Annotated in this window: 12 protein-coding genes; 7 read left to right on the plus strand and 5 right to left on the minus strand. The window is 70.9% G+C overall.

The window, feature by feature from the left end; all coding sequences use genetic code 11:
- A partial coding sequence (locus KDM41_05445; GenBank protein ID MCB1182857.1) for a hypothetical protein occupies window positions 1-230 on the minus strand: 230 nt, incomplete at its 3' end.
- A 121-nt stretch (window positions 231-351) separates the two neighbouring features.
- On the opposite strand from KDM41_05445, the gene aroA reads away from it, so the two are divergent.
- From aroA to KDM41_05460, 3 genes are all read left to right on the plus strand, one after another.
- Window positions 352-1,752, plus strand: coding sequence for a 3-phosphoshikimate 1-carboxyvinyltransferase (gene aroA / locus KDM41_05450; protein ID MCB1182858.1), 1,401 nt, complete (start codon window positions 352-354; stop codon window positions 1,750-1,752).
- Between the two features lie 125 nt (window positions 1,753-1,877).
- Complete coding sequence (locus KDM41_05455) at window positions 1,878-3,158, plus strand: tyrosine--tRNA ligase (GenBank protein MCB1182859.1); 1,281 nt, start codon at window positions 1,878-1,880, stop codon at window positions 3,156-3,158.
- A 412-nt stretch (window positions 3,159-3,570) separates the two neighbouring features.
- Window positions 3,571-4,791 carry a TlpA family protein disulfide reductase gene (locus KDM41_05460; GenBank protein ID MCB1182860.1) on the plus strand — a complete coding sequence of 407 codons (1,221 nt, stop codon included), beginning with the start codon at window positions 3,571-3,573 and terminating at the stop codon, window positions 4,789-4,791.
- Between the two features lie 91 nt (window positions 4,792-4,882).
- Here KDM41_05460 and KDM41_05465 read toward each other — a convergent pair whose 3' ends face one another.
- Window positions 4,883-6,397, minus strand: a complete 1,515-nt coding sequence (locus tag KDM41_05465) for an OmpA family protein (protein ID MCB1182861.1) — start codon at window positions 6,395-6,397, stop codon at window positions 4,883-4,885.
- Window positions 6,398-6,569: 172 nt separating this feature from the next.
- Between KDM41_05465 and KDM41_05470 the strand changes: the two genes are divergently transcribed.
- Entirely contained in the window at window positions 6,570-7,055 is a 486-nt protein-coding gene (locus tag KDM41_05470) for a DinB family protein (GenBank protein MCB1182862.1), read from the plus strand.
- Window positions 7,056-7,185: 130 nt separating this feature from the next.
- Here the strand turns inward: KDM41_05470 and KDM41_05475 are convergent, their stop codons facing one another.
- Both KDM41_05475 and KDM41_05480 read right to left on the minus strand, forming a co-directional pair.
- Window positions 7,186-7,350, minus strand: a complete 165-nt coding sequence (locus tag KDM41_05475; protein MCB1182863.1) for a hypothetical protein — start codon at window positions 7,348-7,350, stop codon at window positions 7,186-7,188.
- 138 nt (window positions 7,351-7,488) lie between these two features.
- Window positions 7,489-9,285, minus strand: a complete 1,797-nt coding sequence (locus tag KDM41_05480) for an ABC transporter ATP-binding protein (GenBank protein ID MCB1182864.1) — start codon at window positions 9,283-9,285, stop codon at window positions 7,489-7,491.
- Window positions 9,286-9,505: 220 nt separating this feature from the next.
- Between KDM41_05480 and KDM41_05485 the strand changes: the two genes are divergently transcribed.
- Genes KDM41_05485 through KDM41_05495 form a run of 3 tightly spaced genes read left to right on the plus strand, consistent with a single transcriptional unit; the run spans window position 9,506 to window position 12,839 of the window.
- Window positions 9,506-10,447: a hypothetical protein gene (locus tag KDM41_05485; GenBank protein ID MCB1182865.1), complete on the plus strand. Its 942-nt coding sequence runs from the start codon at window positions 9,506-9,508 to the stop codon at window positions 10,445-10,447.
- Window positions 10,444-11,679 (plus strand): glycosyltransferase, encoded by a 1,236-nt coding sequence (locus KDM41_05490; protein ID MCB1182866.1) that lies wholly within the window; start codon window positions 10,444-10,446, stop codon window positions 11,677-11,679. The genes KDM41_05485 and KDM41_05490 overlap by 4 nt, the downstream gene beginning before the upstream one ends.
- On the plus strand, window positions 11,676-12,839 hold the full coding sequence (locus KDM41_05495) for a glycosyltransferase family 4 protein (protein ID MCB1182867.1): 1,164 nt from the start codon (window positions 11,676-11,678) through the stop codon (window positions 12,837-12,839). The genes KDM41_05490 and KDM41_05495 overlap by 4 nt, the downstream gene beginning before the upstream one ends.
- 87 nt (window positions 12,840-12,926) lie before the next feature.
- Here the strand turns inward: KDM41_05495 and KDM41_05500 are convergent, their stop codons facing one another.
- The gene (locus KDM41_05500; GenBank protein MCB1182868.1) at window positions 12,927-14,123 is read right to left on the minus strand and encodes a hypothetical protein; all 1,197 of its coding nucleotides are present in this window, start codon (window positions 14,121-14,123) and stop codon (window positions 12,927-12,929) included.
- Window positions 14,124-14,151 lie beyond the last annotated feature (28 nt).

A 14,151-nucleotide genomic window follows, 5' to 3' on the forward strand; every position in this document is an offset into this window, starting at 1 on the left:
AGCATGCCGCCCAGGCCCACCGCCGCCAGCGAGACGCTGTTCACCCGCCCGATGAGCGCCGTGTCCACCGTCCACATGAGGGTCTGCGAGAGCATGGTCAGGATGGTGGGCGTGGCCAGCGCCAGGATCTCGCGGGCGTCGTGCACGACGAAGAGCCGCGTCCAGCGCAGGGGCGCGGGCGCGGGGGGCGGGGTCGGACCGACCCCGGTGTTCGCCGGGACGTGGGACATGGGCGGAGTTCCCCCGCCGGAGGAGCTCCGGCCGTGGCGCCGGACCCGCCCGCGCGCCGTTCGCGCGTGACCGGGTCCGCCAGGTCGCCTATCATGATAGCCCATTCGTTCCGCGACACAAATGCGCAGCGGCGGACCGACCCCGGACGGGGCCCGCCGGAAAGAGGCCATCCTGGACCACGACGCCTGCATCCTCCTGCCCCGCGCCCGCGGCCCCCTGCGCGGCACCGTCGACGTGCCGGGCGACAAGTCGGTCTCGCACCGGGCCGCCCTCTTCGGGCTGCTGGCCAACGGTCCGTGCCGCGCCCGCGGCTGGCTTGCGAGCGCCGACACCCTGGCCAGCCTCGCGGCGGTGCGCACCCTCGGGGCCGCGGTCGTGCACGAGGGCGACACGATCACCGTCACGCCGCCGCCCGCCCGCCCGCAGGGCGATTTCGACATCGACTGCGGAAACAGCGGCACCACGGCCCGGCTGCTGTGCGGGCTTCTGGCCGGCTGGCTGCCGGCCGGCGCCGCGGTCACCCTGCGGGGCGACGCGTCCCTCAGCGGTCGCCCCATGAACCGGGTGGTCGAACCCCTGCGCCGCATGGGGGCCGACATCGCCTTCCTCGGCACCGACGGCCGCCTGCCCCTGCGCGTGACCGGCGCACCCCTGACCGGCGTCCACCACGACCTGCCGGTGCCGTCGGCCCAGGTGAAGTCGGCCCTGCTCCTGGCCGGGCTCGGTGCCGCGGGGGTCACCTCGCTCAGCGGCGCGGGCACCAGCCGCGACCACACCGAGCTCCTGCTGCACACCATGGGCGTTCCGTGCGCGCCCGCCGCGCCGGGTCCCGAACTCGCCGTCACCGGCGGCGCGCGTCCGGGCGCCTTCGACATCCGCGTGCCGGCCGACCCCTCGACCGCCGCCTTCTTCCACGTGGCCGCCGCCCTGGTGCCCGGCTCGGACGTGCTCACGCCGAACCTGAGCCTCAACCCGACGCGCATCGGCGCCCTGCAGGTGCTGCGCCGGGCGGGGGCCGTGGTGGCCGTCGAACGCCCGAGCGGCCCGTCCGGCGGCGAGGCCCTCGGCGACGTGCGCGTGCGATCCGGCACCCTGCGCCCGTTCACCATCGGCGCGGCCGACATTCCGGCCCTCGTCGACGAGATCCCCGTGCTCGCGGTGCTCGCCACGGCGGCGCCCGGCGTCTCGCGCATCACCGGCGCGGCCGAACTGCGGGTCAAGGAGTCGGACCGCCTCGCGCTCATGACCCGCGACCTCGTGCGGCTCGGCGCCGCTGTCACCGAGCTGCCCGACGGCCTGGAGATCACCGGCCCCTCCGCGCTCAAGGGCGGCGCCGAACGGCCGACCCTGCTCGAGACCGCCGGCGACCACCGCATCGCCATGGCCATGGCCGTGGCGGCTCTTGTCGCCGAGGGCGATTCGGAACTTGATGATCGGGACTGCGTCGCGGTATCTTTTCCGGAGTTCTTCACCGCGTGGGACCGCATCCTCGGCAACGGCACTTCGGACCGTCCGTTCTAAAGTGGGTGGAGCCTCCTCGGAGGTTTCCCGTCAGGACCACTTCAGAGGGCGGGCGGCCTGAAGTGCCGTCGGCGCTCGGGGCCCCGCGTCGGCGTCCACGACCAGCGATTCCGGATGGAAGTCCCATGAGCCAGACCACCCGCCCCAACGACGACTTCGCCACCTTCCTCGCAGAGATGAAGTGGCGCGGCTTCTTCGAGCAGTGCACCGACGAGACCGGCCTCGGCGAGCTCCTCGCCCGCGAGACCGTCACGGCGTACGTGGGCTTCGACCCGACCGCCGACAGCCTGCACATCGGCAGCCTCGTGCCCATCATGGGCCTGCTGCACTTCCAGCGCTGGGGCGGCCGGCCCATCGCCATCGTCGGCGGCGGCACGGCCATGGTCGGCGATCCGAGCGGCAAGACCGAGATGCGCCAGCTCATCACCGTCGAGGACATCGCCCGCAACCTCGCGGGCATCAAGGCCCAGCTCGCGCGCTTCGTCACCTTCGGCGAGGGCGCCGCGGGCGCCGCGACCGACGGCCTCATGCTCAACAACGCCGACTGGCTCGCCCCCTGGAAGTACATCGACTTCCTGCGCGACGTCGGCCGCCACTTCAGCGTGAACCAGATGCTGACGCGCGACTCGGTCAAGTCGCGCCTCGAGACCGGCCTGAGTTTCATCGAGTTCAACTACATGCTGCTCCAGGCCTACGACTTCATGGTGCTCAACCGCGACCATGGCTGCCGGCTGCAGATGGGCGGCAACGACCAGTGGGGGAACATCTGCTCGGGCATCGACCTCTGCCGGCGGGTCAACCGCTCCGAGGTCTTCGGTCTGACCTACCCCCTCATCATGACCGCCACCGGCGAGAAGATGGGCAAGACCGCCGCCGGCGCCGTGTGGCTCGACGCCGGCCGCACCTCGCCCTACGACTTCTACCAGTACTGGATCAACGTCGACGACCGCGACGTCTCGCGCTTCCTGCGCCTGTACACCCTGCTGCCCAAGGCCGAGATCGAGGCGCTCGAGCGGCTCGAAGGCGCCGACATCCGCGAGGCCAAGCGCGCCCTGGCCCACGCCGTCACCGGCCAGGTGCACGGACGGGACGAGGCCGACGCCGCCGCCCAGGCCGCGGCGGCCCTCTTCGCCGGCAGCGACGACCTGAGCAACGTGCCGAGCAGCGACGTGGCCGCCGCCGACCTGGCGGGCGAGGGCCTGGGCCTGCTCGCGGTGCTGGTCGACGCGGGGCTCATGAAGTCCAACGGCGAGGCGCGCCGCATGGTGCAGCAGAATGCCGTGCGGGTGAACGGCGCGGTCGTGGCCGACCCGGCGCGGCGACTGGTGCCCGCTGATGTCCAGGACGGGCGCATCGCCCTGCAGGTGGGCAAGAAGCGGCACCATCACCTTCAGGTGATTCCCTAGCCCCAATTTGAAGGTTTCCCCATCTCCAGCGGCGCGGGCCCGACCCGATAACTTCAGTGTTCGATCGGAGAACTGAACGTTGTCGCGATCGGATGCCCATGACGGTTTCGGGGTTTCCTGGTTTCCCGAGACCTGGCGGACCACGAACGGCGGACTCGCCTTCAGTCCTTTGGGGATCCCCCGGGTGTTGCCTTCCCCAACCCCCGGACGGATTCTGATGTCCTGGTCAGCATCAGTCGGCCCCAATTCCTCCGGACTGTTCCCGTCGCTTCGTGGTCCGCGCTTTTTTCCCCCCCTGCCCGCGAACGCACCTATATTGGGCCGGAAGCTCCGGGAACCGGGGCCGTCGGGCGACGTTCCATGCGCCACGACATCCCGGGTCCACCTCGCACCGTTCCGAAAGGGAAACCCCATGCCTCGCTGGAAGCGCTCCGGGCCCCCGGCCCTGCTCGTCCTGACCACCCTCCTGCTGGCGGGCTCCGTCCGGGCCGCCAATGCCGACTACGCGAAGGCGGCGGCCGACGCCCGGCAGAAGATGGAGGCCCTGCAGAGCTACGACCTGAGCGGCATGCTCTCCCTGGCCAACAAGGCCAAGGGCGGGCCGGACGGGCCCACCGCGACGGCGCGCATCGCGACGGCCGCCCGCTGGCCCGACCGGCTGCTCAGCATCCAGGAGGGCGACATGATGAACGTCAACCTGGGCACCGGCGCCGCATCGAGCTGGTTCTTCCTGAGCCAGATGAATGCCGTCTACGTGGGCGAACCGCTGCAGCTGGCGCGGAACCTGGAGGGCGCCGGCGAGCGCGGCCTCAGCCAGGAGATGATCTTCAACTTCTACGCCGGACTCGGCCCGTTCCTGCTCGGCGACGACCTCGACGTCACGGACGAGACCGGCCACGAGGACGTCAAGGTGGGCGACCGCACCGTGCCCTGCCTGGTTTTCGCCACCACGGGCGCCGACGGCGTCGCCGAGGACAACCAGCCCGTCGAGGGGCCGCGCCGCCTGTGGTACGACCCGGAGTCGGGCCTCGTGGTCCGCACCGAGGTCGTCATGCACTACCGCCGCAGCGGCACCGATCTCGAGCAGCACGTCGTCTTCGCCCTGGACGGCCTTGCCGTCAACGGCCCGGTCGACGAGGCGCGTTTCGCCTACGATCCGCCGGCCGGCCTGCGCAGCGTCGACAACCTCGACCGCCTGGCCAATCCCGACGCCATGACCGGCCAGGACGCTCCCGACATCACCTTCACGCCGCTCAAGGGCGATCCGTTCAACCTGGCGTCGCTCCGCGGCCAGCCGGTGTTCATCGACTTCTGGGCGACCTGGTGCCCGCCGTGCCGCCAGGAGATGCCCCACATCGAGACCCTGTGGCACGAGTTCGGCGCCACGGGGCGCATGCACTTCGTGGCCGCCAGCAGCGAGGACCGCGACACCATCACCAAGTTCCTCGGCAAGAATCCCTACAGCTTCCCGGTGGTGCAGGTGAACGGCGAGGAATCGCTGCGGCTGTTCAAGACCCGCTCCATCCCCGCCGGCTTCGTCATCGACGCCGAGGGGGTCATCAAGGCCCACTTCGTGGGGGCCCAGTCCGAGCAGCAGCTGCGGGCGGCGTTCGCCCGGGCGGGCGTCGAGTAGTCCGGCTCCGGCCTGACCAACGCAAAGGGAGCGGGGACCGACCAGCGATCGGTCCCCGCTCCCTTTCTGCCGTCGGGCGTCCGGCCGCCTGCTACTGCCGGATCACCTCGACCCGGCGGTTGCGCGCCCGTCCCTCGGCCGTGCCGTTGTCGGCGAGGGGGAAGTCCTGGCCGTAGCCCACCGCGATGAGCCGGTCGCCGGCGATGCCCATGGCCATGAGCGAACGCCGCACCGACTCGGCCCGACGCGACGAGAGGGCCCGGTTCGCCTCGGCGTTGCCGGTCGCGTCGGTGTGGCCGGCGATCTCGAGCTTCAGGCCGGGGTCGGCGCGCAGCGTGGCCGCCAACTCGGCCAGCACCGCGATCGAGGCGGGCGTGAGCTCGGCGCTGCCGGACACGAAGTTGACCCCTTCGAGCACCTGGCCGCGGGTGGCGGCGGGCACCAGGGCGGCGGCGCCTTCCACCAGGGGCACCTCGACGACGCACCCGTCGGCGTCGACCTTGGAGTCGGGCGGCGTGTTGGGGCAGCGGTCGCGCTCGTCCGGCACACCGTCCTGGTCGTTGTCGGGGTCGGGGCAGCCGTCGCGATCGTCCCAGCCGTCGATGTCCTCGGGTTCGTCGGGGCACTGGTCGCGCCCGTCGACGATGCCGTCGCCGTCGTTGTCGGGGTCGGGGCAGCCGTCCTCGTCGCGGAAGCCGTCGAAGTCCTCGGCCCGCGTGGGGCAGGCGTCGTCGGCGTCGGGGATGCCGTCGCCGTCGTTGTCCGGATCAGGGCAGCCGTCCAGGTCGTTGTAGCCGTCCATGTCCTCCGGCTCGTCCGGGCAGGCGTCGCGGTCGTTGGGGATGCCGTCGCCGTCGGAGTCGCCGGCGCCGAACCACCACGTCAGGCCGACGTAGAGATCGGCCCGCGCGGTGTTGGCGTCGACGTCCTCGGCGCCCCAGTAGGCACTGAGGCCGATGTTGTCGATCCCGTTCCCGTTGAGGATCTCGTAGCGCCCGCCGAGGTTGAGGACCAGGGCGTCCGTCAGGGCGACATCGAGGCCGAGCTCGAACAGGAGGGTCAGGTCGGTGCCCTTCAGTTCGGCGCTCTGGCCGTCCGTGTCCCAGCCCGTGATGGGATCGCCGCCCGGGAGCCAGCCCGGGTCCTCGCCGGTGTGATCGGTGACCTTCCACGACGTCAGTCCGAGGCCGACGCCCGCCACCGGGCAGAATCGCGAGCGGGGGGCGAAGAGGTGCCGGACGGTGAGCGACGGCTGCGTCAGGCTCGTGTAGAGCGGGGCGGAGCTGGTGCCGCTCCAGCCGACCTCCTGGCCGGGCTCGTCGGCGCCCGGGCGCACGTGGCCGGCGCGCAGGGCCAGGGCGAGGGTCCACTCGGACGACAGGCCCCGGCTGAGCTCGATGCCGCCGAACTGCTCGACGGTGCTGTAGTCCCATTCGCCCTCGACGAGCTTGTGCACGCCGCCGGCGACGCCGAAGGCCCAGGCGCCGTCGCGATCCCGGTCGTTGGCCCGGGCCGATCCTGCCGTCGCGAACGACGTGGCCAGGAACGCGGCCAACAGCAGCGCCGTGGTGCGGAGTGTCGGGAAAGTGCTGGTCGCGCGCGGCATAGATCCTCCATCCGATCCGGGGCCTTCCGGCAGGGTTCGACAACGCGGAATCGTAGGGGCTGTCGGGAATTCTGGCAAGAACGGTTGCCTCGACGACCCGGTCCGTGCTAAATCAGGGGAACACATCGGTGGTCTGCTCCCGATCGTTCTCGCCAGAAAGTGATCCGGCAGATTGACGCAACGGAATACGCTCATCGAGGCCCTCAAGGAAGAGGATCGACTCCTGCGAGCGCACCTCGCGCACCTTCCCCGCTCCGACCGTGAACGCCCGGCTCCCGACGGCGGCCTCAGCCTGAAGGACATTCTCGGGCACATTGCATTCTGGGACGAATTCACCGTCCGCTTCTTCGAGTGCAAGCTCGACGCCACTTCCATGGCCCTGCCGCCCCCGGTGCGTTTCGAAGAGCGCAGCCGGGAGGCGCTCAGGCGATTGCGCCCGCTGCCGTTCGGCGAGGTGCTGGCCCGCTACCTCGAAGCGACGGAGGCCCTGCTGGCCTTCCTCGCCGGTTCCTGGGACCAGCTCAGCGAACGGGAGAAGCACGACTTCTGGGTGCCGCTGAAGCACCGGCGGGTGCACCGTCTGCGCTTCGAACGGGGCTGGGGGCAGGGGAGCGCGGCCGGCGCCGACGCGCTGACCCAGCTGGCCGAAGGGGCGTAGGGGACATCGGCGCCCGCCCCGGAAGGCGCCCGCAACCGACGCACCCGAAGCCGCCGAAGAAGGAAGAAGCCAAAAAGAAGAAGCCACCGCGAGGTGGCTTCCTCTTTGCCGCCAGCAGGAGCAGGGGAACCTACTCCATGTGGATGTCGAGCTTCCGGATCACGTCCATGGGCAGGGGACCTTCGTTGCCCCGACGGGGCCCACCCTGCTCCGAGTAGTCGCCGAAGACGCCGAGCTGGACCCGGCGGCTCACGAGTTCCGGTCGCCGGTACTCTTTCCGATTCTGCTGCTTCATGTCGAGACCTCTTCTCCCCCCGCCTCGCGGCGGTATCCCCGGTCTACGCCAGGCCCTGCGGTCCGGATCGAATCCGGCCGTCTGCCTCGCGAATGATTTCCTTCAATTCCGGTATTATAAAACAATTATCCGCGGGCGTCAACGGGGGTGATTCAGATTGTGATCCTCATTGTCAGTACCTTGCTGGTAGTCGTACAGGCGCCTGTAGAGCCCCCCCTGGGCCATAAGTTCATTGTGCCGTCCCCGTTCGACGATCCGGCCCTGGTCGACGACCAGGATCAGGTCGAGATCGCGCACCAGGGAGAAGCGGTGGGCGATGACCAGGGTCGTGCGTCCATTCATCAATTCGGACAAGGCGGTCTGGATGGCCTGTTCCGAGGCGGCGTCCAGGGCGCTGGTGGGCTCGTCCAGCACCAGCAGGCCCGGATTGCGCAGGAACGCCCGGGCCAGGGCCACCCGCTGCTTCTGGCCGCCGCTGAGCCGGCCGCCCCGCTCGCCGCAGCGGGCGTCCAGGCCGTCGGGGAGGGCGTCGGCGAACTCCAGGACGCCGGCCCGGCGGGCCGCCTCGCGCACCGCCGCGTCGTCGGCGTCCGCCAGGCCGAAGCGGATGTTCTCGGCCAGGCTCATGTCGTAGAGCACGGGTTCCTGGGCCACGAAGGCCATGCGGCTGCGCAGTTCGCCGAGGTCGTAGTCGGCGTAGGGGCGGCTGTCCAGCACGAGCCGCCCGCGCGTGGGGGGGAACAGGCCCATGACCAGTCCGGCCAGGGTCGACTTGCCGGCGCCCGACGGGCCGACGATGCCGACCCACTGGCCCGGGGCGATGTCCACGTCCAGGTCGCCGAGCACGTCCCGGTCGGCGGCGCCGGGGTAGCGGAAGCCGACGCCCTCGCAGCGGATCCCGGCCGGGGTGTGCACCGGGGCGGGGACTGCGGCGCCGGGTGTGCGCTCCGGGGGCAGGCTGAAGATGTCGTCGAGGCGGCCGGCGGCCGCGGCGGCGCCCTGGGCCGACGAGAACAGGTTGGTGAGCGAGGCCAGCGGCATGGCCACGCGGAAGGCGAGCAGCAGGAACGCGACCAGTTGCCCCCCCGTGGCCTCGCCCCGCGCGGCGAGGCCGAAACCGTAGACCATGACGCCGATGAGGCAGATCCACAGCGTGATCTGGATCAGGGACTCGAGGGCCGACGACACCCACGCACGGCGGATGCCGGCGGCGAGGTAGTCGTCGATCATACCGCCGAAGCGCCGCGTCTCGGCGGTCTGGCCGTTGTACACCTTGAGGGTCCGGATCCCGGCGACCGACTCCTGGACGTGGCTGCTGATGCGCCCGAGCTCGTCGTACATGCGCCGCGACAGGGTCTGCAGGCGCCGGCCGAAGAGGCGCACCAGCAGGATCGTCACCGGCACCAGCAGCAGCACCACGCCGGCCAGACGCGGGTTCAGGCGGAACATCAGCACGAGCGCGCCGGCGAGGGTCAGCAGGGCGCGGGCGAGGCTGACCAGGCCCGAGGTCAGCAGATACTGGATGCTGCCGACGTCGCCGGTAACCCGGGTGGAGAGGTCGCCCGCCTTCTGGTCGACGAAGTACAGGCTGGGCAGCTCCAGCAGATGGTCGTAGAGGCGCCGCCGCAGCCGGGTCACCGTGCGCAGCCCGAGCTGGGCCGAGGCGACCGAGAACGTGAACGAACCGGCGAGCTGCAGCACGAGCAGCCCGCCCAGCAGGCCGAGGGCGCGCCCGTCGATGGGCGAGGCCCCGTCGGCGGCGGCGGCGAAGCCGTCGACGAAGCGGCCCGCCTGCAGGGGGATCGCCAGGCTGATGGCGGTCGACACGATCATCAGGGCCGTGACGAGCGCCAGCCGGCCGCCCTGGCCCCGCAGCAGGGACAGGTACGGCCGCAGGGCGGCCAGTCCGGTGACCGGGGTGCCGGTCCGGTTCATGCGGATCCTCCTCGCGGGGCGGCGACATCCGGCGCACCGGGCCCCGGCATGGGGTGCGCCGACGGCGAAGTTGGCCGATCGGCAGGCGTCCTGTCAAGGGTCGCCGGCGGGACCGGCGTGGCACAACCCGCTGGGACGTGATAGAATATGGGAGCGCAAGTCAGCACGCCGGCGCTGCATCCCACCATGAGAGTCGCGAACCGAGGAGACCGATCCGGTCATGTCCGACATCATCTTCCGGGCCTACAACAAGGCCATGCAGCGGTGCTCGAACCAGCTCTTCCGCGGCGTCCTGGACACGCCCCCGATGCCCACCAATCCCGACGCCGAGGCGATCCTCTACTGCGCCCTGAACCAGCCCAACGTCCGGGCCTACATCCTCGCGGTCAAGTCGTACCTGCGCTTCCACGACGACGTGGCGGTCGTCGTGCAGGACGACGGCTCGCTGACCGACGCGTCGGTCGCCGAGATCGAGGCGCACCTGCCCGGCGCCATCGTCGACCGGCGCAGCGACATGTTCGCGGGCATCGCCCGGGCGGCCGGCCCCGCGCTGCGGGCCGAACTGCCCCCCGAGAGCGCCTACGACGAGAAGGTCCCGGTCAAGATCCTCTACCTGAAGTTCTTCAACGTCATCCTGCGCTGGCTGCGGGGGCGCAAGGTCGTCATCATCGATTCGGACCTGATCTTCCTGCGGCGGCCCGACGAGATCATCTCCTGGTGCGAGGCGCCCTACACCCACGACCTCTACGGCGAGGGCGCCAACGCCGAGGCCGACACCTACCGCAAGCTGGGCTTCACCTTCGAGAGCCTCGACGTGGCCGACTTCAGTTCCGGCACCCTCGCCGTGGGCGGTGAGGTGGGGGACGACGAACTGGCCGCCATCCTGCGCCGCATCAACGAGCAGGCGCCCCACCTCTACGGCGCCTGGGAGATCGAGCAGGCGCTGTGGGCCATCGTCATGTCGCGCCGGCCGGGACCGGTCAACCTCGACGAGCTGCGCGACGTGTACATCGGCAGCGGCTGGCGTTCCTACCGCGACCTCAAGGAGAACGCCGTCATCGCCCACTTCGCCGGGGCGATCCGGTTCAAGAACCTGCGCTACCTGCGGCTCGCCCGCGAGCTCGTCGGCGAGCTGAAGGCGGGGGCGGGGGCGGGCCGGTGAACGCCGTCGCCGCCGGGCCCGTCCCGGAGCGCCGCGTCGACCTCGTGGTCTACGCGTTCGATCCGTGGTCGACCATGTGGAAGCGGACCCAGATGCTGGTCCACCACCTCCAGGACTCGCCGTGGTTGGGGCGGGTCCTGTACGTGAATCCGGCGATTCACCTCATGGACCTGGGCCGCCGGCCCGCGCTGCTCGGCGACCCCGTGCAGCGGCAGGCGCTGGGCGCCGGGGGCGTGCGGCGGATCACCTCCCGCGTGGCGGCCGCGACCCCGCTCGTGCCGCCGCTGGGCTATCCGGGCAAACCCCTCGCCGGGCTGCGCCGGCGGCTCGAGGAGCGCCTCGTGGCGCCCTATGTCCGGGGCGACTTCATCCTCTGGGCGGGTGCGCTGCTGCGGCCCGAGCACACGGTCTTCTGGGACCTCTTCGAGCGCGCCCCGTTCCGGATCTTCGACTGGTCGGACGATTTCGCCACCTTCGCCGTGGGCGCCGACGAGCGGCGCGAGGACGAGGAGATCACCGGGCGCTTCCTGGCGGCGGCGGATCTCGTCGTGACGGTCAACGCCGGGCTGGCGGAGCGGGCGAGCCGGTCGACCGAAAGGGTGCGCTGCCTGCGCAACGGCACCGACTACGAACGCATGGTGCGGGCGACGCGGCCGGAGACCCCGGTCCACCCGGGGCTGGCGCGGCTGTCCGGTCCGGTCATCGGCTACATGGGCTACATGAACCAGGCCCGCCTGGACACCGAGCTGCTGCTCGCGGTGGCCCGGGCGCGGCCCGCGTGGCAGTTCGCCTTCGTGGGGCCGCAGGTCACCGCCGCACCCCTGGGCGACGAGCTGCCCCGCCTGCCCAACGTCCACGTCTTCCCGCCGGTGCCCTACGACGAGTTGCCCGGTGTGCTGAAGGGTTTCGACGTGTGCACCATTCCCAACCGGATCAACGAGCACACGGCGGGCAACGATCCGATCAAGCTCTTCGACTACCTCGCCAGCGGCCGGCCGGTGGTCGCCACGCCGACGGCCGGTCTGGCCGAGTTCGCCGACGTGGTCGGGATCGCGGCCGACGCACCGGCCTTCGAGGCGGCCCTCGCGGCGGCGCTCGCGGGAGCCGACGATCCGGAGGCCCGCGGCAGGCGGCTCGCTCGCGGCGAACGCTACTCCTGGCGGGCCCGGACCGCCGATCTCGACGGGTGGATCCGGGAACTGGTCCTGGGCGACCGGGAGGTGCCGGCATGAAGCCGACCGGTGGCGTGTGCTTCCTTTTCGACGACTTCCATCCCGTGTTCTCGGGCCATGCCATCTACATGCGGCAGATCATGCGCCGCCTCGCCGCGCGGGGCCGCGCGCTCACGGTCATCTGCTGGAATCCGGGCGGCCTGCCCGCGACCGAGGACCATGAGGGGATCCGGATCGTCCGCGTCGCGCCGCCCCGTTCGGACCTGGAACGCGGGCGCCGCGTGCTGGGCGCCCTGTGGTCGGTGCGCGACCGCTTCGACTGCCTGCACGTGAACGGCTTCCCCGACCCCTACCTGATGTGGGTCGCCTTCTGCCGGCTGCTGGGCAAGCGACTGGTGCTGCAGTCGACGCTCATGGGCAGCGACGACGGCGAGGCCTACCGCCGCAACCACCGCGGCGGCGCCCTGCGGGTGCGGCAACTCGCCTGCGTCGACGCCATCACCGCCATCTCGCGGCCCCTGATCGCGTCGTTCACCGACATCGGTTTTCCCGCGGACAAGCTGGTCTACCTGCCCCAGGGCGTCGACCTGGCGCGGTTCACGCCGGCCACGGCGGCGGAGAAGCGGGCGCTGCGGAGCGAGCGCGGCCTCGACCCGGACGGCCCGCTGGTGCTCTTCGTCGGCACCATCCTCGAGCGCAAGGGTGTCGATCTGCTCGTCGAGGCCTGGGCGGCGGTGCAGGCGCGCCTGCCGGGGGCCCAGCTCGCGCTGGTGGGCATGCACGAGTTCGACGGCAGCCACGAGAACCGCGACGCCCTGAACGCCTTCGCCGGCGCCATGCGGGAGCGGGTCGCCGCCGGAGGCCTGCGCGTGGTCTTCGCCGGCCTGCACAACGACATCGTGCCGTGGTACCGGGCCGCCGACCTCTTCGTCCTGCCGTCGCGCAAGGAGGGGTTCGGGAACGTCATCCTCGAGGCCATGGCCTGCCGGGTGCCCGTGGTCGTGACGCCCATGGACGGCGTGGCTCTCGAGACGGTCGACCCGGGCGTGAACGGCCTGATCGTCCGGGATGTCCCCGAACTGGCCGCCGGCATCGCCTCGCTGCTGGAGGACCCGGAGCGCGCCGCCCGCTTCGGCGAGGCGGGCGCGGCCCGGGTGCGGCGCCTGTTCGACCTCGAAGCCATCGCCGACCGCTACGACGAACTCTACTTCCCGCGCTGATCCGCGGCGACGGGGACTTCGACGGGGCCAAAGAAGAGGGCGCTGCCGCGGCAGCGCCCTCCCTTGTCTTCGTGGTCGGATTCCGGTCTAGCTGCCGTCACCGACGATGCCCGGCTGACCCGGAGGCCCCGGCGGCGGATCGTCGCCGCCGCCCCCGCCGCCGCTGGCGCCGATGGTGACCTGGCCGCCGTTGACGACCGTGCCGTCGTCACGGACCACGTACACCCAGGCGTTGTCGCCGGCGTTGAACGCGCCGGCGTTCACGTTGACCGTCACGCTCGAGGTGCCCCAGCTGACGGGCAGCTGGATCTCGCGCCGCGTGCAGGCGGAGTAGGAACTGGCGTTGCCCAGCTCGACCCGGGCCCACGTCGGGCTGATGTAGACGTCGTCGAGGTAGAAGTGGTCGTTGCCGTCGGCATTGGCGCTGTGGGAGTTGTACCAGCCCACGGTGTTCGGGCGCATGGACGACGGTTCGGCCGAGGTGCGGGTGCGGACGTCCGTGCGGTTGAGGATCAGCTTGCCGTCGAACCACCAGCGCATGTGGCCGTCGAAGTTGTTCAGGGAGCTTTCCTGGTACTCGAACTGGAAGAGGTGCCAGCTGCCCTTCGTCACGTCGTCCGAGTAGTTGCGCCAGCCGAGCCCGCCCGGATCGACCCAGTCGGGAGCGGAATGGCCCATGACCTGGTCGATCCACGACGTCCCGGGGATGACCGGGTTCCAGTCGTGGCCCTGGTCGACGATCTCGACCACGAGATCGGACTCCCAGTCGGCGAGGAACTGCAGGCGCAGGTTGTTCGACCCGTTGCCGGTCGACCACATGCGGAAGATCTTGATGTTGCCGAGGCTGTTGTCGATGTTGCCCGAGAAGTTGAAGTCGTTGTCCAGGTAGAACCAGTACTGGACGTACCACTTCGGGGCGTCGTTGCCGCCCTTGAAACAGGCCCACATCTCGTTGGTGAAGTTCACCCCCGCGTGGAACGAGCTGTTCCCGCTGCGGTTGTGGTTCGACATGGCCTGCAGGTCGCCCTTGGACTGCCAGGTGCCCACCGTCGCGTTGAGGTCGGCGTTGCCGTCCTCGAGATCGTCCCAGATGAAGTTCCCGATGTTGGCGGAACCATAGTTCCCGCCCGAGATCGTGATCTGCTGCCCGTGCGCCACCGTGCCGGTGACGGTCTGGGCGGCAGCGCCCCCCGCTCCGGCGACGAGCAGGAGGGCGGTCATCCCGGCCACGAGGGCCACGGCTCCCCGTCGGGGCCTGTCCTGCAACTTCATCTGCGTCGACATCGGCGATTCCCTCTCTGCGAAAGCTCCT

Source organism: bacterium (assembly GCA_020440705.1).
Lineage (GTDB): Bacteria > Krumholzibacteriota > Krumholzibacteriia > LZORAL124-64-63 > LZORAL124-64-63 > JAGRNP01.

Bases quoted from the DNA above. Each gene is read 5' to 3' on its own strand.
- aroA (MCB1182858.1), top strand. From the start codon at position 352: ATGCGCAGCGGCGGACCGACCCCGGACGGGGCCCGCCGGAAAGAGGCC.
- KDM41_05455 (MCB1182859.1), top strand. From the start codon at position 1,878: ATGAGCCAGACCACCCGCCCCAACGACGACTTCGCCACCTTCCTCGCA.
- KDM41_05460 (MCB1182860.1), top strand. From the start codon at position 3,571: ATGCCTCGCTGGAAGCGCTCCGGGCCCCCGGCCCTGCTCGTCCTGACC.
- KDM41_05465 (MCB1182861.1), bottom strand. From the start codon at position 6,397: ATGCCGCGCGCGACCAGCACTTTCCCGACACTCCGCACCACGGCGCTG.
- KDM41_05475 (MCB1182863.1), bottom strand. From the start codon at position 7,350: ATGAAGCAGCAGAATCGGAAAGAGTACCGGCGACCGGAACTCGTGAGC.
- KDM41_05480 (MCB1182864.1), bottom strand. From the start codon at position 9,285: ATGAACCGGACCGGCACCCCGGTCACCGGACTGGCCGCCCTGCGGCCG.
- KDM41_05485 (MCB1182865.1), top strand. From the start codon at position 9,506: ATGTCCGACATCATCTTCCGGGCCTACAACAAGGCCATGCAGCGGTGC.
- KDM41_05495 (MCB1182867.1), top strand. From the start codon at position 11,676: ATGAAGCCGACCGGTGGCGTGTGCTTCCTTTTCGACGACTTCCATCCC.
- KDM41_05500 (MCB1182868.1), bottom strand. From the start codon at position 14,123: ATGTCGACGCAGATGAAGTTGCAGGACAGGCCCCGACGGGGAGCCGTG.